Origin of the sequence: Paralimibaculum aggregatum (assembly GCF_030270585.1) — a bacterium.
GTDB lineage: Bacteria > Pseudomonadota > Alphaproteobacteria > Rhodobacterales > Rhodobacteraceae > Thermohalobaculum > Thermohalobaculum aggregatum.
Window position 1 is genome coordinate 45,314 of sequence record NZ_BSYI01000022.1, and the last position, 19,635, is coordinate 64,948.

Sequence of the window (19,635 nt, forward strand, 5' to 3'; positions counted from 1 at the left end):
GGATACCATGCCCCATCGGCCGCGCCCGGCTCAGTAGGTGCGGATCAGCCCCACCATGCGGCCCTGGATCTTCACCTGGTCGGCGCGGTAGACGCGGATGCCATAGGCCGGGTTGGCGGCCTCGAGCGCGATCGCTCCGCCCTTGCGGCGCAGGCGCTTCAGCGTCGCCTCGTGATCGTCGATCAGCGCGACGATGATGTCGCCGGTCTGCGCCGTGTCCTGCCGCTTGATGATGACGATGTCGCCCTCGTGGATGCCGGCATCGATCATCGAATCGCCCTTGACCTCGAGCGCGTAGTGCTCCGAAGCCGGGTCGATCATCTGGCTCGGCACGGCGAGGCGCTGGTCGCCCTGCTCGAGCGCCTCGATCGGCGTGCCGGCGGCGATGCGGCCGATCAGCGGCACCTCGAGCCCGGGCTCGGCGGCGATCTCATGCGTCGCGGGGGGCGTGGCGGCGGCGGCCTCCAGACGGTCCCGGTCCCCCTGGATCACCGAGGGGCGGAAGCCGCGGGCCGGGCGCCGGGGCTCGAGATTCTCCGGCAGGCGGATGATCTCCACCGCCCGCGCCCGATGCGCCATGCGGCGGATGTAGCCGCGCTCCTCGAGCGCGGTGATCAGCCGGTGAATGCCGGATTTCGAGCGCAGGGCGAGCGCCTCCTTCATCTCGTCGAAGGAGGGCGAGACGCCGTCGCGCTGCACCCGTTCGTGGATGAATACCAGAAGATCGTATTGCTTCTTGGTCAGCATTCGGCCCGGCCCGCCCTGTTTTCTCTGTGTCGCACGGATCGTTCTATGAAAGTTCGTGCTTTGTGTCAACCGAAACCGAATCGGCCGCAGGGGAACACGGGCCGGATTGTCAACAGCCGTCGAGCGGAATCGCCTCGATCTCGGCACCCTCGGGCAGCGCCGGGGCATGCGGCGGGCGGACCGCCACCGCGTTGGCCTGTGCCAGCGTCGCGAGCAGCGAGCTGTCCTGGTTCTCGAAGACCCGGACTTCGGGCAGCGCCGCGCCGGGGGCAGGGCGGCCCAGCACCGCGCGCATGTAGTGCTCGCGCGGCCCGTTCGCCGGCAGCGCATGGGCCAGCCGCGCCGGCACCCGCGCCCGGGGTTGCTCGGGCAGCCCCTGCGCCGCCTCGATCGCCGGCACCAGGAACACCTCGCCGCAGATCATCGCGCTCACCGGATTGCCCGGCAGGCCGACCAGCATGGCATCCCCGAGCCGCCCGGCGATCAGCGGCTTTCCCGGGCGCATGGCGATCTTGTAGAAGGCGCGCTCGAGGCCCGCCTCGGCCGCCACCGCCGCCACGAGATCGTGGTCGCCCACCGAGGCGCCGCCCAGCGTCACCACGATGTCGGCATCCCGCGCCACCCGGAGGCTGGCCGCGAGGCTCTCCGGCCGGTCCGCCGCGATCGGGCAGAGCAACGGCTCGGCGCCGCGGGCGGCGAGCATCGCCGCCAGCCCGTAATTGTTGGAGCTGACGATCTGGTCCGGCCCCGGGGTGTCGCCGGGGGTGACCAGCTCGTCGCCGGTCGGGATCAGCGCCACCCGCGGCCGGCGCGCGACCTCGAGCGTGGCAAGGTTCATCGCCGCGAGCAGCGCGACATGGCGCGGCGTGATGCGCAGCGGCGCGGCGAGGCGCTCGCCAAGGGTGAAGTCGCCCCCGGCGGGGCGGATGAAGGCACCGGGGGCCGGGCCCTCGCGCACCGTCACAAGACCCGCGCCGGCCTCGGCATCCTCCTGGATCAGGATCGCATCCGCGCCCGCGGGCACCGGCGCGCCGGTGAAGATGCGGATCGCCGCGCCCGCGGGCAGCGCGCCGCCATGGCGGTGCCCCGCCGCCGATTCGCCGGCGAGCGTCAGCCGCGCGCCCGCCACCGCCTCCGCCGCGCGCACCGCATAGCCGTCCATCGCCGAGGCGGCGAAGGGCGGCTGGTCGCGCCGGGCCAGCGCATCCGCCGCCAGCACCCGGCCCGCCGCCGCCTCCAGCGGCACCGTCTCCGCCGGCATCCGCGGCGTGAGCCGGAACACCGCCGCCAGCGCCTCGGCGACCGGGATCAGCCCCCTGCCGGCGCTCATGGCTGGGAGAACGCGCCGGACTTGCCGCCGGCCTTGTGGGTCAGCCGGATCTCGCCGATCCGCATCGCGCGGTCCACCGCCTTGCACATGTCGTAGACCGTGAGGCCGGCGATGCTCACCGCGGTCAGCGCCTCCATCTCCACCCCGGTGCGGCCCGAGAGCGCGACGGTGGCGGTGATCTCCACCCGGTCCGGCGGCGCCGGCACGAGATCGACCTCGACCTTGGAGAGCATCAGCGGATGGCAGAGCGGGATCAGGTCGGCGGTGCGCTTGGCCGCCATGATGCCGGCGAGCCGCGCCACCGCGAGCACGTCGCCCTTCTTCGCCCGGCCCTCGGTGATCATCGCCAGCGTCTCCGGCGCCATGGTCACGCAGCCGCGCGCGGTGGCCGTGCGCCCGGTCTCCGGCTTGGCGCCGACATCGACCATGCGGGCCCGGCCCTCGGCATCGAAATGGGTCAGCGTGCCGGGGCTCCCGGGGGTCTCGGGCTCGCTCACGAGGCGGCCTCCGCCGGCACCGGATCGGCCAGGATGGCCCGCGTCGCGGCGGTCACGTCCGCGGCCCGCATCAGGCTCTCGCCGATCAGGAAGCTGCGCGTGCCGGCCCGTGCCAGCCGCGCCAGATCGGCCGGGGCGAAGAGCCCGCTCTCGGCCACCGCGAGCCGGTCGGCGGGGATCAGCGGCGCCAGCGCCTCGGTGGTCTCGAGCCGGGTCTCGAAGGTTCGCAGGTTGCGGTTGTTGACCCCGACGAGACGCGCCTTCAGCGCCAGCGCACGGTCGAGCTCGGCCCGGTCATGGACCTCGAGCAGCGCGTCCATGCCCCAGGACAGGGCGGCCTCCTCAAGCTCCTGCGCCTGGGCGTCGGAGACCATGGCGAGGATCACCAGGATGCAGTCGGCCCCCAGCGCGCGCGCCTCGGCGATCTGGTAGGGGTCGAGCATGAAGTCCTTGCGCAGCACCGGCAGCGGGCAGGCCGCGCGGGCCGCCACGAGATACTCGTCGGCACCCTGGAAGGAGGGGGTGTCGGTCAGCACGCTGAGGCAGGTGGCGCCGCCCGCGGCATAGGCCGCGGCGAGCGCCGGCGGGTTGAAATCCGCCCGGATCAGCCCCTTGGAGGGGCTGGCCTTCTTGATTTCGGCAATCAGCCCGTAGCGGCCGGCGGCCTGCGCCGCCGCCAGGGCGCCGGCAAAGGGCCGGACCGGGCCCGCCGCCCGCGCCGCGGCCTCCACCTCGCCGAGCGGCCGGGCAGCCCGGCGCGCGGCCACCTCCTCGGCCTTGTAGGCCGCGATCCTGTCGAGAATGTCCATGGCCGTCTCATAGCCGCCCGGCGCCGCCCGGCCAAGCCCCGCCGCAGGCCGCGCCTGCGGATTGCCTGCGGGTCCGGTGCGGCTCCGCGATGGCCGGGGCGCCGGGGCCGCGCTCCGGGTTCGCATCGGCCGGAACCCAGGTTCCGGCCGAACCTCCGCGGGTGCATCGGCTGGCGGCCGGGGAGCGGGGCGGCCTCCCGCAGGCGAAGGGGGGCGGGACACCTGCAACCGGGCGCGGCACCGGCAGGGTGGGCGGGGCCTGCGGGAGGCCGCCCCGCTCCCCGGCGCGCGCCGCGTCAGACCCAGGCGATCTCCGGCTCGCCGCGCTCCCCCAGCCAGGCATTGACCCGCGAGAACGGCCGCGAGCCGAAGAAGCCCCGCCGCGCCGAGAGCGGCGAGGGATGCGCGGTGCGGATCACCAGATGCCGCGGGTCGTCATGGATGTGGCTGGCCAGCGCCTGCGCCCTGGCGCCCCAGAGCAGGAAGGCGGTCGGCCGGCGCGAGACCAGCTCCAGTACCTCGCGCGCCAGCGGCTCCCAGCCGATCCGGTTCTGGTGCCCGCCGGCCTGCCCGGCCGGTACCGTCAGCACGCTGTTGAGCAGCAGCACCCCGGCCCGCGCCCAGGGGCGCAGATCGCCGTTCGGCGGCGCCCGGCCGAGATCCGTGGCGAGCTCGGCATGGATGTTGCGCAGCGAGCGCGGCAGCGCCTGCCCGGGATGCACGGAAAACGCCAGCCCGTTGGCATCGCCCGGCGTCGGATAGGGGTCCTGCCCGAGGATCACCGCGCGCACCCGCTCCGGCGGGGTCAGTTCGAGCGCGGCGAAGATCTCGCCCGCGGGCGGCAGGATCTCGGCCTGCTCGGCGGCCAGCCGCGCCTCGACCGCGGCGATGCCGCCCTCCGCGAAGAAGGGCAGCGCGGCCCAGCCGCCGAGCCGCGAGAGATCGAGCCGGAAGCCGGACAAGTCAGGCGGTCCGGCCTGCCGCGGTGATCTCGGCGAGCGCCTTGACCCGGGCCATGGCGCTGCCGCTGTCGATGCTCTCGGCGGCCAGCGCCGCGCCCTCGCGCAGATCCTTCGCCCGGCCGACCACCACCAGCGCGGCGGCGGCGTTCAGCAGCACCGCGTCGCGATAGGCGCTCTTCTCGCCGCGCAGGAGATCCGCCAGCGCCGCCGCGTTCGCCTCCGGCGTGCCGCCGAGAATCGCCTCGAAGGGGTGCTCCGGCAGGCCGGCCTCCTCGGGATGGGTCTCGAATTCGGTGATCGCGCCGCCGGCGAGCGCCACCACATGCGAGGGCCCGGCGATCGAGAGCTCGTCGGTGCCGTCGGCGCCATGCACCAGCCAGGCGGCGGCGGAGCCGAGCCGGCCCAGCGTCTCGGCCATCGGCCTGAGCAGCTCGCGCGCGAAGGCGCCGGTGAGCTGGTATTTCACCCCCGCCGGGTTGGTCAGCGGCCCGAGGATGTTGAACACTGTGCGGGTGCCGAGCTCGCCCCGCACCGGCTGCACATGGCGCATCGCCGCATGATGCATCGGCGCCATCATGAAGCAGAGCCCGCAGCCGTCGAGCGCCGCCTGCGCGACCTCCGCCGGCACCATGATCTCGACCCCGAGCGCCGCCAGCGCATCCGCCGCGCCGGAGCGCGAGGACAGCGCCTTGTTGCCATGCTTGGCCACCGGCACCCCTGCGCCGGCCACCACCAGCGCCGCGGCGGTGGAGATGTTGAGCGTGCCCTTGCCGTCGCCGCCGGTGCCGACGACGTCCATCGCCCCCTCCGGCGCCCGGACCGGCGTGGCGCGGGCGCGCATCGCGGCGGCGGCGCCGGCGATCTCGTCCACCGCCTCGCCGCGGGTGCGCAGGGCCATCAGGAAGCCGGCGATCTGCGCCGGGCTGGCCTCGCCCTCCATTATCGCGCCGAAGGCATGGCCGGCCTCCGCCTCGGTCAGCGGGCGGTCGGCGGCGGTGCCGATCAGCGGCTTCAGCACGGCGCTCATGCCGGCTCTCCGATCCGCGCCAGGGCGAGGAAGTTCCGCAGCATCTCGTGGCCGTGCTCGGAGGCGATGGATTCGGGGTGGAACTGCACCCCGTGCACCGGCCGCGTGCGATGCGCGAGGCCCATCACCACGCCGGACTGCGAACGCGCGGTGATCTCGAGCTCCGCCGGCATCGTCTCGGGCCGCACGGTCAGCGAGTGATAGCGCGTCACCGCGAAGCCCTGCGGCAGCCCGGCGAACAGCCCGGTGCCGGAATGGGTGATCTGCGAGAGCTTGCCGTGCAGGATCTCGTGGCAGCGCAGCACCTCGCCGCCGCACGCCGCCGCGATCGCCTGGTGGCCGAGGCAGACGCCGAGGATCGGCAGCGCCGCCGGCGCCTCGCGCACCAGATCGACGCAGATCCCGGCCTCAGCCGGGGTGCAGGGGCCGGGGCTCAGCACCACCGCCTGCGGCTTCAGCGCCAATGCCTCGGCGACCGAAAGCGCGTCATTGCGCTGCACTTGCACATTTGCGCCAAGCTCGCCGAGATAATGTGCGAGGTTGTAGGTGAAGCTGTCGTAGTTGTCGATCAGGAGAAGCATCGGGCGGGCTCGCTAGCGGTTGACCCATCGCACGGCTGGTGCGCGGCCGGTTTCGCGGCTATAGGATCAGTATGGGGTGCGGAGCGTCAAGCGGTTGGATAACCATGCAGTTCCGGCTATTGCTTGCAGCGATTGTGTCGGCGGGACCGGCAGTGTCTAGGAGGGCGTCATGACGCGGAAACCCCGGGGTGGATCGAAAGGGCTGGGATTCTTCGGCGGGCTGCTGCTCGGGCTGCTGCTGGTGGCGGCGGCGCTGGTGGCGCTCTCGGTGACCGGGCCGGCGCCGGAGCCGGGCCGCATCGCCGCCGTCCCGGCGCCCGAGGCCGCTGCCGAGGCCGATCCGGCCGAGACCGGCACCGGGGCGATCGATGCGGTTCCGCAGGACGGCGAGCTGGCGGTGATCGCGCCGGAGATCGCGCCGAGCGATCCCGAGGTGCCCGAGCCGGTGCCGCAGCCCTCGGGCGATCTGGCCGGCGTGCGCGGCGCCATCGAGCCGGCGCAGCCCGCCGAGGACGGCCGCTTCTCGGCCCCCGAGCCCTTCGAGACCACGATCGGCGACGGCCAGCTCTCGGGCCTGCGGCCGGCGGCGACGCTCGAGGGACCGGCCCCGGTCGGCGAGGCGCCCGAGGTCGAGAACCCGGAATTCGAGCTGCAGGCGCCGGCGCTGACCCTCAATGCCGAGCCCTTCGAGCGCCGCGGCAACCTGCCGCTGGTCGCGGTGGTGCTCGAGGATGCCGGCTCCAGCGAGCTCGAGGCCGAGACGCTGCTGTCGCTGCGGATCCCGCTCACCGTCGGCATCGCGCCGCGCGGCGAGGCGGATCTGCGCCTGGCGGCCGAGGCCAAGCTGCAGGGCTACGAGGTGCTGGCGCAGCTGCCGGTGGGCGGCGACGCGATACTCGCCACGAGCATGACCGATCTCGAGGTTTCCGAGCGCGTCGAGGAGCTGATGGCCAGCCTCTACATGGCGGTCGGCGCCTCGGGGCTGGTCGAGGAAGGCGGGGCGCTCGACGAGCGCATCATCAAGGGCGTGATCCCGGTGCTCGAGCGCAACGGCTTCGCCTTCGTCAACGCCGATGCGTCGAGCATGGAGGCCGGCCGCGCCTTCGCCCAGGCCTTCGGTGTCGCCTATGCCGGGCAGACCCTGCGCATCCCCTCCGGCGCCACCGAGGAGGAGATCTACGACATCCTCGTCGGCGTCGCGGCCAGCGCCGGCGAGGGCGGCGGCGCGATCATCTCCGCGCCGCCGAGCCTCGCCATGCTGCGGGCGCTGCAGAAATGGTCGGTGGAGAACAGCGGCCGCTCGGTGCAGCTGGCGCCGATCTCCGCGGTGATCGCGGCGCAGAACGCCGGCTGACGGCGGCGGGCGACGGCGCCCGCCCCGGCACCGCGCCGGCCCGAGGGCGCGCCCGCCCGCCCACCCCGCGCCCCCGCTCCGGCGCGGCGCCGGGGCGGGAGAGCGGCAGATCCCGGACCTGTCAGGGACCGCGACGCGGTGCAGGGCCGGCGCCCGTCAGGAGGGTGCCGCGGAGCGGGACGCCCCGTGCGCCCCGCCGAGGGTCAGTTGAAGTTGCGGGCGATCTCGGCGGCGTGGATCAGCGAGCGGGCCTTGTTCACGGTCTCCTGGAACTCGGCCTCCGGGTCGCTGTCATAGACCACCCCGCCGCCGGCCTGCACGTAGAGCGTGCCGTCCTTCACCACCCCGGTGCGCAGGGCGATGCAGGTGTCCATCTCGCCGCCCGCCGAGAAATACCCGACGCCGCCGGCATAGACGCCGCGCTTCTCGGTCTCGAGCTCGTCGATGATCTCCATCGCGCGGATCTTCGGCGCGCCGGAGACCGTGCCCGCCGGCAGCCCGGCGAGCAGCGCCGAGAGCGCGTCGTGCTCGGGGCTCAGCCGCCCGTCGACATTGGAGACGATGTGCATCACGTGGGAGTAGCGCTCCACGGTGAACTGCTCGTTCGGGTCGACCGAGCCGATCTCCGCCACCCGGCCGACATCGTTGCGCCCGAGATCGAGCAGCATCAGGTGCTCGGCGCGCTCCTTCGGATCGGCCAGCAGCTCGGCCTCGAGCCGGCGGTCCTCCTCCGGCGTCCTGCCCCGCGGGCGGGTGCCGGCGATCGGGCGGATGGTGATCTTGCCCTCGCGCACCCGCACCAGGATCTCCGGCGAGGCGCCGACGATCTGGAAGCCGGCGAGGTCGAAGAAGAACATGTAGGGCGAGGGATTGGTCCGCCGCAGCGCCCGGTAGAGCGCGAAGGGCGAGACCTCGAGCGGCAGCGACCAGCGCTGCGACGGCACCACCTGGAAGATGTCGCCGGCGCGGATGTAGTCCTTGGCCTTCTCGACATTCTCGAGATAGCGGTCCTTCGCGGTGTTGGAGACCGGGGCCACGGCGCGGGCCGGCGCCTCGGCCAGCGGCGCGACGCCGGAGACCGGCTCGGCCCGGGCGATCCGCTCCAGCGCCGCGGCCAACCGGGTCTCGGCGGCGGCATAGGCGGCCTCGGCGGTCGCCGGCCCGGGCCAGACCGGAGCGACGAGGGTGACCTCGTCGCGGATGTTGTCGAGGATCGCCACCAGCGAGGGGCGCAGGAACATCGCGTCCGGCAGGCCGAGCGGATCGGCATTGGGCGCGCCGAGGCGCTCCACCAGGCGGATCATGTCGTAGCCGAGATAGCCGAAGAGCCCGGCGGCCATCGGCGGCAGCCCCTCGGGCAGGTCGATCCGGCTCTCGGCGAGCAGCGCGCGCAGGCTGGTCAGGCTGTCGGCATCCTCCGGCGCGTAGGCATCGGCGGTCTCGAGCGCGCGGCGGTTGATCTCGGCGCGGTCGCCGTGGCAGCGCCAGATCAGGTCCGGCGCATGGCCGATCACCGAGTAGCGGCCGCGGACCTCGCCGCCGGTGACCGATTCGAGCAGGAAGCTCATCGGCGCGGCGCCGGTGAGCTTGAGCATCAGCGAGACCGCGGTCTCGGTATCGGCGGTGAAGCGGGCGGCGAGCACCTGCGCCTGCCCCGCGGCATAGGGCCCGCGGAAGGCCTCGAAGGTCGGCGTGATCTGCATCGGTCAGGATCCCGGGCGCGCCGCGCCGATGAGGTCGAAGACGGTCTCCACCGCCGCCGGATCGACGCTGGTCTCGAAGCTGCTCTCGAGGGCGCGGGCCATCAGCTCGGCCTGGTCCTGCGAAAGCTGCGCGCCGATCGCCATGTCGATGCGCCCGGAGAGCAGCCCGGTCTGCTCCGGCCCGAGCGGGGTGACGGCGGTGACCTCGGCGAGGATCACCCCCTGCCCCGGATCGAGCGGCAGATAGGCGGCATGCCCCTCGGGCAGCGCGAAGAGCTCGGAGGTGAGCGCGAAGGGCAGCGTCGCCGGGGCGGCGTCGCGCGGGAAGTCGTAATGCTCGGTCACCGTGAGGCCCTGCTCCTCGGCCCAGTCGGTCAGGCGGGCCGGCCCGGCGAGGCGCTCGACCAGCGCCGCGGCCTCCGCCTCCAGCGCCTGGTGGCGCTCCTCGGCCTGCCAGTCGGCCAGCACCCGGTCGCGGACCTCCTCGAGCGGCAGCAGCCGGCTCTCGGCGATGCGCTCGACGAGGACGAGGAAATAGCCGCCGGCCGGGGTCTCGATCAGGTCGCGCTCCTCGTGGTCGATGGCGGCGAAGACCTCGGTGAGGAAGGCATCGGTGCCGACGATCCCGTCGGCCACGTCGCCATCCGGCAGGGCGCCCGATTCGGCCAGCCCCTCGAAGCGGCCGAGGGCGATGCCGGTCTCGGCGGCGATCTCCTCGAGGTTCCGGCCGCCGGCGCGCAGCTCCTCGATCCGGTTGGCCAGGTCCGGCGCGCGGTCGAGCGCGGCGTCGTGGGCGAGGCGCGCGGCGATCACGTCGCGAACCTCCTCGAGCGGCGGAGTGCCGCCCTCCACCACCTCGCGGATGCGCACCAGCACCGGGCCGGTGGGCGCGGCGACCGGGCCGACGATGCCCGGCTCGGTGGCGGCGAAGACCGCGGCCTCGACCGCCTCGGGCAGATCGCCCTCGACGACCCGGCCGAGATCGAGATCCGCCGGGTTCTCGCCGAGCTCGGTGGCCAGCGCCTCGAAATCCGTCTCGCCCGAGCGCAGGCGCTCGGCCAGCGCCTCGGCCTCATCGGCCGGCAGCGGCAGCTGGTCGATCACCCGCGAGGCGGTCTCGCCGAAGGTGTCGCCATGATCGGCATACCAGTCCTCGATCGCCTCTTCGCCGGGCGCGAGCTCTTCGGCCATCGCCTCGACGTCGATGTGCAGATAGAGGCCGGCGCGGCGCTCCGGCTCGGTATAGGCCGCAGGATCGGCCTCGTACTGCGCCTCGAGCGCGCCCTCCCCGGGCTCGCCCGGCTCCGGCGCGCGGTCCTCCGGCAGCACCACCACGGCGACCGAGCGCCGCTCGCCCTGATAGGCGGCGATGCGCGGGCCCATGCCCGGCGGCGCGGTGCCGGTGCCGGCGGCGGCCTCGTCGAGCATGCTCTGGCCGACCGCGACGCGGGTCAGCGCCTCGAACTGCGCGGGGCTGTAGCCCTGCTGCGCCAGCCAGCTGCGATAGCTCGCGGCGGAAAAGCCCCCGGCGCCCTGGAAGCCCGGCTGGTTGCGGATCTCCTCGGCCACCGCGTCGTCCGGCGCCGCGAGGCCGAGCGCGTCGAGCTCCGCCTTCACCATGGCGAAGCGCGCGAGCTGCGCCAGCACCAGCTGGTCGAGCCCGGTCTCGCGCATCTCGGCGAAGCTGATGGCGCGGCCGGCCTGCCGGCTCAGCCGGGCGCGCTGGCGCACCAGCTCGTCGGCATAGGCCTCGACGGTCACCTTCTCGTCGCCGATGCGGGCAACCGCGCTGCTCGAGCTGGTGGTGAAGACGTCGGAGATGCCCCAGACCGCGAAGCTCGCGATCAGCAGCAGGATCAGGATCTTGGCGACCCAGGATTTCGCGCCCTTGCGCAGGAATTCGAGCATCGAGGCCTCCCGTTTGGACCTACCTAGCCGGGCGCCCGGCGGCGCACAAGCGGCGGAACCGGCGCGGCATGCGGCTCAGGGCGCGAAGGCGGCGAGGCGCCGGCCCATCTCGGCCAGCCCCGCGGCATCGGCATTGGCGAAGGCGATGCGCAGCGCCCGGTTGCCGGCGGCCGCCGCCGCCTCCGGCACGAACATCGTGCCCGGCAGGGTCAGGATCGCCTGGTCCTCCAGCAGCCGCAGCGCCAGCCGGTCGGAGGCCATGTCGAAGGGCGGGCGCACCCAGGCGAAATAGGCGCCCGAGCCCAGCACCTGCCAGCCCTCCAGCCCGGCGAAGGCGGCGCGCAGCGCATCGCGGCGGGCGAGGATCTCGGCGCGCTCCCCGGCGACCCACTGGCGCAGGTGCCGCAGCCCCTCCAGCGCCGCGATCTGGCCGGTGCGCGGCGGGCAGATGGTGACGGTGTCGAGGAACTTCTCCGCCTCGGCGAGCCTCGCGGCGCCGGTCACGATCGCGCCGGTGCGGTGGCCGGTGAGGCGGAACACCTTGGAGAAGCTGTAGAGATGGATCAGCGTCCCGTCCCAGTCCGGCCGCGCGAACAGCCCGTGCGGCGCGCCCGCGGCGCTGTGGAAGTCGCGATAGGTCTCGTCGACGATCAGCCCGATGCCGGCCTCGCGGGCCAGATCATAGGCCGCCTCCATCAGCCCGGGGGGATACTCGACCCCGGTGGGGTTGTTCGGCGTCACCAGCACCAGCGCGCGGGTCTGCGGGGTGAGCAGCGCCCGCGCGGCGGCGAGATCCGGCACCATGTCCGGCCCGCAGGGCAGCGGCACCGCCTCGATCCCCTGCATCCCGAGCCACATCTTGTGGTTGAAATACCACGGCACCGGCAGCAGCACCGCGTCGCCGGGGGCGCAGAGCGTGGCGATGGCGGCGCAGAAGGCCTGGTTGCAGCCGGCGGTGATGGCGACCTGCTCGGGCGCGATCGGCGCGCCGTAGTGCTCTGACCAGTCGGCGGCGATCTGCGCGCGCAGCGGCCCGTCGCCGAGCACCGCGCCATAGAGATGCGCCTCGCCCGGCGCGCCGACCGCCCCGGCCATGGCGGCGCGCAGCCGCTCCGGCGGCGGGTCCACCGGCGCCGCCTGGGAGAGGTTGAGCAGCTCGAGCCCCTCCGGCAGCCGGGTCTCCGTCAGCCAGCGCCGGGCCTCCATCACCGGCGGCGCGAAGACGCGGGCAAGCTGCGGGTTCACCGGCGCGGGCCGGCCTTCGGCGGGGCGGATGGTGGCGGTCATGCTTGTCTCCCTCGGCCCGGGCGGGGCCGCGCCTTCCGGACTAGCGCCAAGCCGCGGCGGCGCCAAGCCCCCGGTCGGGCGGCGGGATCGGCGGATGCGCGGGATCGCCGCCGCCGCCGTCACGCGCCCGGGCTCGCCGGCGCAGGACAGGCCCGCCGGCGGCCACGCCCCGGCCGGGCGCGCCCCCGGCGCAGGGCCGCGCGAACGCTTGCAAAGCCGCGATCCGGCGCCGCGGTCCTCGGGGAAGAAACCGGGCGCCGGCAGCGCCTCCACAGGGGCGGGGGCCGGGCCGCGCCGCGGTCTCGATGCAGCGCCTGCAGCGGCATGGGAGCACCCGGTCGGTGCATCTCCCGCGTCCGGACTGCAGCGCCGGGACGCCGGGCCTGCGCGCCGCCGCGGGCGTCGGGACGGCGCAGCCGACGCCGCGCAGGCGCGCCGGGCCGCCGCTGCCGGGGCACCCCACATCGCGGCCGGCGCGCGGATCAACCGAGGCGGACCTCTCACCCGGCCTGCGAACCGCTCCGGTGCCGCCGCCGGCGGCAGGGCCGGGTCCGGCGCAGGCAGCAGGCGGCGCCGAGGCGGCGCATCGGCGGGCGCGCCTGCGCCCGGCAACCGGGGCGGCCCGCTGCGCGGTCACACCGGCAGAGCCGCGGCCGCCGGGACGAGGTTCGGGAAGGAGACGAGGATCGGGAAGGAAGGGTCCGCCCCCGGCCGGCCGCTCCGGAGGACAAGGAGGAGAGGCCGGATCGGGGGCGGAAGGCCCGGATCGACGGACCGAGGCCGCCTCCCCGAGCCGTCGCGGCGCCAACACCAAACACCAAACACCATCACGCCTGGCACCGCTGCACACGCTCACACACGGATACTCACGCACCTACGCCGCGCTTACGCACTCACCACTCACACGCCGCCATCGGACGGCATCACACACGCTCAGGCACACGCACACACCCTGAGAGCGGGAAGACGGTAGACCGGCAGCCGGTCGAACCCGCCCCTGCACCCCCCGCCGGCTAGGGCAGCTTCGGAGCGTCCGGTCGGGCATCGCCCGGGATGGCTGCGGCGACCCGGGAACGGGCCGTGACGGCGGCGCCGTTACCGCTGCGGGAAGGACCGTGGTGGGACATGAACGGGCCTCCCCTGCCTGGTCGCCCCGGCTGCTTCCGGGCATTGCCGACCGTGGAGCTCTCGATGCCCGGACAATTGCAGATCGGTCGCCGCCAGACTGTGCCGCTCGTCACAGCACGGCGCAAAACACCGGAAATTCATCGGGATGGGTCATGCGTGAGCGGATATTCCCCCGGACGGCGCCGGCCGGCCCCGCCCGCCCGCCGGACGGCATCTCCGGCCCCCTCCCGGCGCCGGGAGGGGAGGTCCGGCGCGCGCGCCCCGCGCGGATGGGGGGCGGGCGGGGTCTCCCGGGCGCAGCGGTGCAGGGGTGGGCGGGGCACGGGGCGCGCGCGCCCTTGACGCCCGCGCCGCGGCGCGCGATGGGAGCGCCATGGCCGAACCCCCGCTCCTCACCCTCTCCGACATCCGCCTCGGCTTCGGCGGGCGCCCGCTGTTCTCCGGCGTCGAGCTGGCGGTCGCCCCGGGCGAGCGGCTCGCCCTCGTCGGCCGCAACGGCTCCGGCAAGTCGACGCTGATGAAGGTGATGGCCGGGCTTACCGCCCCCGATGCCGGGGAGCGCTTCGTCAAGCCCGGCGTCTCGGTCGCCTATCTGCCGCAGGACCCGGACCCGACCGGCTTCGCGACCCTCGGGGACTATGCCGCCGCCGAGCTCGAGCCGGCCGAGCGCTGGCGCGCCGAGGCGGCGATGGACGGGCTCAAGGTTTCCGGCAGCGCCGATCCGGCCACCGCCTCGGGCGGCGAGCGCCGCCGCGCCGCCCTCGCCCGGCTGATCGCCGGGGCGCCGGAGCTGATGCTGCTCGACGAGCCGACCAACCATCTCGACATCGCCGCCATCGAGTGGCTGGAGGAATGGCTGCGCCAGAGCCGCGCCGGCTACGTGCTGATCTCGCATGACCGCGCCTTCCTCACCGCGCTCAGCCGCGCCACGCTCTGGGTCGACCGCGGCGTGGTGCGCCGCTCGCCCGAGGGCTTCGGCGGCTTCGAGGCCTGGCGCGACAAGCTGATCGAGGAGGAGGAGGCGGCGCGCCACAAGCTCGACCGGCTGATCAAGGAGGAGGCGCGCTGGGCGGTGGAGGGGATCTCGGCCCGGCGCACCCGCAACCAGGGCCGGCTGCGCCGGCTCGGCGCGCTGCGCGAGGAGCGCCGCTCCCAGATCCGCCTCGCCGGCACCGCGGCGATGGCGCTGGAGAGCGGCCAGCAGTCCGGCAAGCTGGTGCTGGAGGCCGAGGGCATCGCCAAGCGCTTCGGCGAGCGGCAGATCCTCGCGCCGTTCTCGATCCGCATCGCCCGCGGCGACCGGGTCGCGCTGGTCGGCCCCAACGGCGCCGGCAAGACCACGCTGCTCAGGATGCTGATCGGCGAGCTGGCGCCGGACGAGGGCCGCATCCGCCACGGCACCGGGCTGGAGATGGCGGTCTTCGACCAGAACCGCGCGGCGCTCGACCCCGATAAGAGCCTCTGGGAGAGCCTGACCCAGGACCGGCTGATGGGCGTCAAGGGCTCCAACGACCAGGTGATGGTGCGCGGCCGGCCGAAACATGTGGTCGCCTATCTCAAGGAGTTCCTGTTCGACGAGCGCCAGGCCCGCGGGCCGGTCTCGCAGCTTTCCGGCGGCGAGCGGGCGCGGCTGCTGCTGGCGCGGCTGATGGCGCGGCCCTCGAACCTGCTGGTGCTCGACGAGCCGACCAACGATCTCGATGTCGAGACGCTGGACCTGCTGCAGGAGCTCATCGCGGAGTTCGACGGCACCGTGCTGCTGGTCTCCCACGACCGCGACTTCCTCGACCGGGTCGCCGCCACCACCATCGCCATGGAGGGCGACGGCAGGGCCACCGTCTATGCCGGCGGCTGGTCCGACTACCGCGCCCAGCGGGCCGCCTCCGCCGAGCCCGCCGCCGCGCCGGCCCCGGCGAAGCGGCGCGCCAGCGCCGACGAGCGCGCGCCGAAGCCGAAGGCGGCGCCGAAGAAGCTCTCCTTCAACCAGCAGCAGCGGCTCGACGCCCTGCCCGCCGAGATCGAGCGCCTCGAGGCCGAGATCGCCAGGCTCGAGGGGCTGCTCTCCGACCCCGAGCTCTATGCCCGCGAGCCGGTGAAGTTCGGCAAGGCCACCGAGGCGCTGGAGGAGCGGCAGGCCAGGCTCGCCGCGGCGGAGGAGGAGTGGCTCGAGCTCGAGGCGCTGCGCGAGGCGCTTTCGGGCTGACGCGCGGCCTGCCTGTGGTATCCTCCGGGGGTGCGGCGGCGTCGCGGCCGCGAGGGAGGGACCGGCGATGGACTACGTCTTCAAGGGCGATGTGCAGTTCTGGCAGCGAACAAGCGAAACCACGTCCTTCTTCATCCAGGTGGCGACCTGGCGCATCACCACCCCGGTGCTGACCATCGCCTATGGCGACCTGCCCGACATGCCGGAGATCGAGGTGCAGAACCTCACCCTCGACGTGCTCGAGGACCCGGATTTCGTGGAGGCCTTCCAGGTGGTCGACCAGGACGGGCTCGACACCGTGGTCCTCGTCGCCGGGCAGGAGCCGCTCACCGACAACGGCACGCCGCTGCCGCAGCGCGAGTTCTTCATCGATTTCGGCCCGATGATGCTGCCGGTGCCCGATGTCGGCACCCAGTTCACCGAGGTGCAGGAGCTCTTCACGATCACGCCGCTGACCTATGATCTCGACACCGAGGAGCCGGTCGACGGCCCCTTCGGCGCCGGCATGGAGCTCGATTTCCGCGATGTCGATGCCTTCGAGTTCCTCGGCCAGGTCGGCGAGACCCTGCTTGCCGGCAGCGAGGCGGAACGCCAGGACCGTGCCGAGCTCATCGCGCTGATCTACGAGGCGGCGCTCGACCGCAACGGCGATGTCGACGAGGGCGGGCTCAACTTCTGGATCGACCGCGCCGCCGAGGGGCTGACCGACGTGCAGCTCGCCAATGCCTTCACCGCGAGCCCGGAATTCGTCGCCGCCTTCGGCGCGCCCGGCAGCCTGTCCGACGAGGCCTATGTCGAGCGGCTCTATCGCAACGTGCTCGACCGGCCCTCCGACGAGCCGGGCTTCGCCTTCTGGTCGGAGGCGCTCGACCTGCTCGGCGGCAATCGCGACCTGTTGCTGCTGGCCTTCGCGCGCAGCAACGAGAACCGGGTGAACTCGGATTTCGTGGAGACCCTGGAGGAGACCGATCCGGGGATCTGGGAGTTCGGGCTCGCCTGAGGCTGCGTCACCCCGCCGCAGTCGGGCCATCGGCCCCCGAGCCGCACATGCGGTGCGGTAGTCTGAGGCGGAAAGTGCAACTTATGCGGGAGAAAGCCCATGGAACTGGTGTTCAAAGGCGAATCGCTCTTCTGGCTGATGCCCAGCGCCCCGCTCACGCGTTTCGCCGGGGTGGTCACCCTGCGCGTGATCACCGAAGACCCGGTGATCACCCTCGGCGCGCTCGACGGGGAGGTCAGCTTCACCGTCCGCAACCAGGGCACCGGCGCCGAGATCGACGTCGATTTCGTCGATGCCTTCCGCCAGACCGGCACCGGCTTCGAGGCGGTGGCGATCCGCTTCGAGGACGAGTTCGAGGGGCCGGGGGACGAGTTCTTCGTGATCCAGATCTCCGGCGACGATCTGCCGGTGCCGCCGCTCAACCAGCTCGAGCAGACCTATCTCGCGCCCTATGACATCGAGGAGCTGACCCGCGACGACGGCCTGCCGATCACCAGCGGCCCCTATGCCGCCGGCGAGCCGCTCGACCTGCGCGACATCGACGCCTTCCAGTTCATCGGGCCGATCGGCGAGGATGTCGACGCGGACCGCGCGCAGTTCGTCGCGCTGCTCTACGAGGCGGCGCTCGACCGCAACGGCGATATCGACGAGGCCGGGCTCAACTACTGGATCGACGCCGCCGGCACCGGCTTCACCGACCGCCAGCTCGCCTTCTCCTTCACCCGCAGCCAGGAGTTCATCGACGCCTATGGCCCGATCACGAGCCTGACCGACGGCGAATACGTCACCCAGCTCTATGCCAACATCCTCGACCGCCAGCCCGATCCCAACGGCTTCGAGTTCTGGCTCGGCCAGCTCCGCCGGGTGCAGGAGGAGGGCGGCAACCGCGCCGATTTCCTCGTCTTCTTCGCCGGCAGCCCCGAGAACCGCGCCCGCAGCGACTATGTCGAGGAGCTGATGGAGACCGATCCGGGGATCTGGGAATTCCCGGCCTGAGCCCGGGGCGGAGCCCGGGCCTCGGGCGCGCCGCGGCGCTGGGTGCGCTGGCGGGGCTCTGCGGCTTCCTGCTCGGCCCGGGGCCGGGGGTGCTGCAGGGTGCGGCGGCGCTGGAGGCCCCGCCGCGGGACTGGGCGATGGCGGTCTCCGGCGCGCTGGCCCTTCTCGGGGATGCCTGGCGCTGGCCGCTGCTGCGCGTCGAGGGCTGGGTCGAGACCGGGCCGGTCAACGCCATCTTCACCGACAGCTGGCCGCTGCTCGCCGGGCTCTGGAAGCTTGCCGGGGCGCCGGCGGAGCCCGCGGCCTTCCTCTCCGCCGGGCTGCTCCTGCTGTTCCTGCTGCAGGGGGCGGCGGCCGGGCTGGCGCTGCGGCTGCTCGGGCTGCGGGGCGCCGGGGCGCTGGCGGCGGGGGCGCTGGTGCTGGCGCTCTGGCCGGCCTTCCTGTTCCGCGTGCCGGTGCATCTGGCGCTCTCGGCGCATGGGCTGGTGATCCTCGCCATGGGGATGGCGCTGGCGCCGATGCCGGAGCGGAGCGGGCCGCGGATGGCCGGCTGGGGCGCGCTGCTCTGCGTCGCCGCGCTGACCCATGCCTATCTGCTGGCGATGGCGCTGCTCGGCTTCCTGTTCGCCCTGGCGGCGGCGGCGCGGGGCCGCGTGCTGGCGCAGGGGCTGGCGGTGCTCGGCGCGCTGGCGGCGGTGATGCTCGCGGCGGGATATGCCGAGGCGCCGGCCACGGGCGCCGGCGGATACGGGCATTTCCGGCTCAACCTTGCCGCGCCCATCGCCGCGGCGGGGGGCTCGCTGCTGCCCGATCTGGCGGCTTTGCCGGAGGGGCATGACGACGGGTATGCCTACCTGTCGGCAGGTGGGGCCCTGCTGCTCGTGCTGGCACTCGGGCTGGCGCTGGCCGGGCGCGGAGAGCCGCCGCCCACGGTGCTCGGGCGGCCCCGCGCGGCGCTGCTGGCCGGGCTGGGGGTGCTGGTCCTGCTCGCCTTCGCCACCGCCGGGCGGTTCGACTGGGGCACCCGCAGCCTCGCCGAACTTGCCCTTCCGGCGCCGTTCGAGGTTCTCGGCAGCAAGCTGCGCGGCGCCGGGCGGATGGTCTGGCCGCTGGCCTATGCGCTGGTGCTGCTGGCGCTGGTGCGGTTGGCGGCGGCGTTCCCCGGGCGCGCCGGCGCGGCGCTGCTGGCCGGGCTCGCCGGGCTGATGGCGGTGGAACTCTCGCCGCTCCGCGCCGGCACGATCCCGGCGCCGGGGCCCTGGTCGTCGGACCCGGTGCTGGCCCGCGAGATCGCCCGTGCCGGGCGCCTTGCCAGCATCCCCCCCTGGGGCTGCGATCCGGACCATGTCACGGCGCTGGACAAGGAGATGCAGCTTCTCGCCGCGCGGTCGGGCACGCGGCTGGTCAATTCCTTCGCCGCGGCGCGGCGGGCCGGGGGCTGCGCCGGTCTGCCCTACGAGCTCACGGGGGTGCCGGCGCCAGGCGCGCTGGTGGTGCTCAAGCACGGCGCCGCGGGCTTCGGCCCGGCGATGCGGGCCGGGCTGATCCCCGAGGCCTGCCGCGCCCATCGCGGGCTCGCGCTCTGCCGGGCGGACTGGCCGGAGGACGGCGCCCTGCCGCTGCCGGGCGCGCCCGGGCTGGCGGCACCGGCAAGCCTTGCCTTCTCCGACCCGGCCGTGGTTCGCGCGCATCTCGGCGAGGGCTTCTCCGGCGCCGAGCCCTGGGGGGTATGGTCCACCGGCTCCCGGTCGCGGCTGGCGGTGCCGCTCGACCCCTCGGCGGGCGCGCGCAGCGTGGCACTGCGGCTCCGGGGTTTCGTGCCGCCAGCGCGTCCGGAGACCGCCGCACGGCTCGGTTGGCGTTTCGCGGTTCCTGGGGAACTATCGACTGATAGGGAGGCAAGGCTCGACTTCACCCGCGCGGAACCGGAGGCCGTGGCGGTGTTCCCGGTTCCCGACGGCGCGGTCTGGCTGGAGCTCGACATCTACCCGGATTTTCCCGTCAGCCCCGCGGAAATCGGCACCGGCACGGACCGGCGCAGCCTCGGCGTCGGCCTCGTAGAGCTCACGATTCGCACGGAAGACGGACCTATCGAAAGGTAGG

The 19,635-nt window shown here is 73.9% G+C and carries 15 protein-coding genes; 5 read left to right on the top strand and 10 right to left on the bottom strand.

Annotated features, from left to right (window positions below; all coding sequences use genetic code 11):
- Positions 1 to 30: 30 nt before the first annotated feature.
- The 7 genes from lexA to QSJ97_RS14345 all read right to left on the bottom strand — a co-directional run bounded on the left by lexA (position 31) and on the right by QSJ97_RS14345 (position 5,953).
- Complete coding sequence (gene lexA / locus QSJ97_RS14315) at positions 31 to 747, bottom strand: transcriptional repressor LexA (protein ID WP_285672461.1); 717 nt, start codon at positions 745 to 747, stop codon at positions 31 to 33.
- A 109-nt stretch (positions 748 to 856) separates the two neighbouring features.
- Positions 857 to 2,059 (bottom strand): molybdopterin molybdotransferase MoeA, encoded by a 1,203-nt coding sequence (locus tag QSJ97_RS14320; protein WP_434220922.1) that lies wholly within the window; start codon positions 2,057 to 2,059, stop codon positions 857 to 859.
- A gap of 14 nt (positions 2,060 to 2,073) precedes the next feature.
- Complete coding sequence (gene moaC / locus QSJ97_RS14325; RefSeq protein ID WP_285672463.1) at positions 2,074 to 2,574, bottom strand: cyclic pyranopterin monophosphate synthase MoaC; 501 nt, start codon at positions 2,572 to 2,574, stop codon at positions 2,074 to 2,076.
- Positions 2,571 to 3,383, bottom strand: coding sequence for an indole-3-glycerol phosphate synthase TrpC (gene trpC, locus QSJ97_RS14330; RefSeq protein WP_285672464.1), 813 nt, complete (start codon positions 3,381 to 3,383; stop codon positions 2,571 to 2,573). The genes moaC and trpC overlap by 4 nt, the downstream gene beginning before the upstream one ends.
- Positions 3,384 to 3,679: 296 nt before the next feature.
- Positions 3,680 to 4,345, bottom strand: coding sequence for a uracil-DNA glycosylase (locus QSJ97_RS14335; RefSeq protein WP_285672465.1), 666 nt, complete (start codon positions 4,343 to 4,345; stop codon positions 3,680 to 3,682).
- 1 nt (position 4,346) lies between these two features.
- A complete protein-coding gene (gene trpD, locus QSJ97_RS14340; RefSeq protein ID WP_285672466.1) occupies positions 4,347 to 5,372 on the bottom strand; it encodes an anthranilate phosphoribosyltransferase in 1,026 nt (341 codons plus the stop codon).
- A complete protein-coding gene (locus QSJ97_RS14345; protein ID WP_285672467.1) occupies positions 5,369 to 5,953 on the bottom strand; it encodes an anthranilate synthase component II in 585 nt (194 codons plus the stop codon). The genes trpD and QSJ97_RS14345 overlap by 4 nt, the downstream gene beginning before the upstream one ends.
- Before the next feature lie 169 nt (positions 5,954 to 6,122).
- Here QSJ97_RS14345 and QSJ97_RS14350 point away from each other — a divergent pair, with 169 nt between their 5' ends.
- On the top strand, positions 6,123 to 7,307 hold the full coding sequence (locus QSJ97_RS14350) for a divergent polysaccharide deacetylase family protein (protein ID WP_285672468.1): 1,185 nt from the start codon (positions 6,123 to 6,125) through the stop codon (positions 7,305 to 7,307).
- A 203-nt stretch (positions 7,308 to 7,510) separates the two neighbouring features.
- Here QSJ97_RS14350 and trpE read toward each other — a convergent pair whose 3' ends face one another.
- From trpE to QSJ97_RS14365, 3 genes are all read right to left on the bottom strand, one after another.
- Positions 7,511 to 9,010 carry an anthranilate synthase component I gene (trpE, locus tag QSJ97_RS14355; RefSeq protein ID WP_285672469.1) on the bottom strand — a complete coding sequence of 500 codons (1,500 nt, stop codon included), beginning with the start codon at positions 9,008 to 9,010 and terminating at the stop codon, positions 7,511 to 7,513.
- A gap of 3 nt (positions 9,011 to 9,013) precedes the next feature.
- Positions 9,014 to 10,918, bottom strand: a complete 1,905-nt coding sequence (locus QSJ97_RS14360; RefSeq protein WP_285672470.1) for a peptidylprolyl isomerase — start codon at positions 10,916 to 10,918, stop codon at positions 9,014 to 9,016.
- A 75-nt stretch (positions 10,919 to 10,993) separates the two neighbouring features.
- The gene (locus tag QSJ97_RS14365) at positions 10,994 to 12,205 is read right to left on the bottom strand and encodes an aminotransferase (RefSeq protein ID WP_285672471.1); all 1,212 of its coding nucleotides are present in this window, start codon (positions 12,203 to 12,205) and stop codon (positions 10,994 to 10,996) included.
- 1,501 nt (positions 12,206 to 13,706) lie between these two features.
- Here QSJ97_RS14365 and QSJ97_RS14370 point away from each other — a divergent pair.
- The 4 genes from QSJ97_RS14370 to QSJ97_RS14385 all read left to right on the top strand — a co-directional run bounded on the left by QSJ97_RS14370 (position 13,707) and on the right by QSJ97_RS14385 (position 19,634).
- Positions 13,707 to 15,536, top strand: coding sequence for an ABC-F family ATP-binding cassette domain-containing protein (locus tag QSJ97_RS14370; RefSeq protein ID WP_285672472.1), 1,830 nt, complete (start codon positions 13,707 to 13,709; stop codon positions 15,534 to 15,536).
- A 67-nt stretch (positions 15,537 to 15,603) separates the two neighbouring features.
- Positions 15,604 to 16,536, top strand: a complete 933-nt coding sequence (locus QSJ97_RS14375) for a DUF4214 domain-containing protein (protein ID WP_285672473.1) — start codon at positions 15,604 to 15,606, stop codon at positions 16,534 to 16,536.
- Positions 16,537 to 16,635: 99 nt separating this feature from the next.
- Positions 16,636 to 17,532, top strand: a complete 897-nt coding sequence (locus QSJ97_RS14380; RefSeq protein ID WP_285672474.1) for a DUF4214 domain-containing protein — start codon at positions 16,636 to 16,638, stop codon at positions 17,530 to 17,532.
- Between the two features lie 47 nt (positions 17,533 to 17,579).
- Positions 17,580 to 19,634, top strand: a complete 2,055-nt coding sequence (locus tag QSJ97_RS14385) for a DUF6311 domain-containing protein (RefSeq protein WP_491630630.1) — start codon at positions 17,580 to 17,582, stop codon at positions 19,632 to 19,634.
- The last annotated feature ends 1 nt before the right edge of the window (position 19,635 follow it).

Excerpts from the sequence above, each read along its gene's own strand:
- QSJ97_RS14380 (WP_285672474.1), top strand. The coding sequence starts at position 16,636 with ATGGAACTGGTGTTCAAAGGCGAATCGCTCTTCTGGCTGATGCCCAGC.
- trpE (WP_285672469.1), bottom strand. The coding sequence starts at position 9,010 with ATGCAGATCACGCCGACCTTCGAGGCCTTCCGCGGGCCCTATGCCGCG.
- QSJ97_RS14360 (WP_285672470.1), bottom strand. The coding sequence starts at position 10,918 with ATGCTCGAATTCCTGCGCAAGGGCGCGAAATCCTGGGTCGCCAAGATC.
- trpD (WP_285672466.1), bottom strand. The coding sequence starts at position 5,372 with ATGAGCGCCGTGCTGAAGCCGCTGATCGGCACCGCCGCCGACCGCCCG.
- QSJ97_RS14375 (WP_285672473.1), top strand. The coding sequence starts at position 15,604 with ATGGACTACGTCTTCAAGGGCGATGTGCAGTTCTGGCAGCGAACAAGC.
- trpC (WP_285672464.1), bottom strand. The coding sequence starts at position 3,383 with ATGGACATTCTCGACAGGATCGCGGCCTACAAGGCCGAGGAGGTGGCC.
- QSJ97_RS14350 (WP_285672468.1), top strand. The coding sequence starts at position 6,123 with ATGACGCGGAAACCCCGGGGTGGATCGAAAGGGCTGGGATTCTTCGGC.
- QSJ97_RS14365 (WP_285672471.1), bottom strand. The coding sequence starts at position 12,205 with ATGACCGCCACCATCCGCCCCGCCGAAGGCCGGCCCGCGCCGGTGAAC.
- QSJ97_RS14370 (WP_285672472.1), top strand. The coding sequence starts at position 13,707 with ATGGCCGAACCCCCGCTCCTCACCCTCTCCGACATCCGCCTCGGCTTC.
- lexA (WP_285672461.1), bottom strand. The coding sequence starts at position 747 with ATGCTGACCAAGAAGCAATACGATCTTCTGGTATTCATCCACGAACGG.
- QSJ97_RS14345 (WP_285672467.1), bottom strand. The coding sequence starts at position 5,953 with ATGCTTCTCCTGATCGACAACTACGACAGCTTCACCTACAACCTCGCA.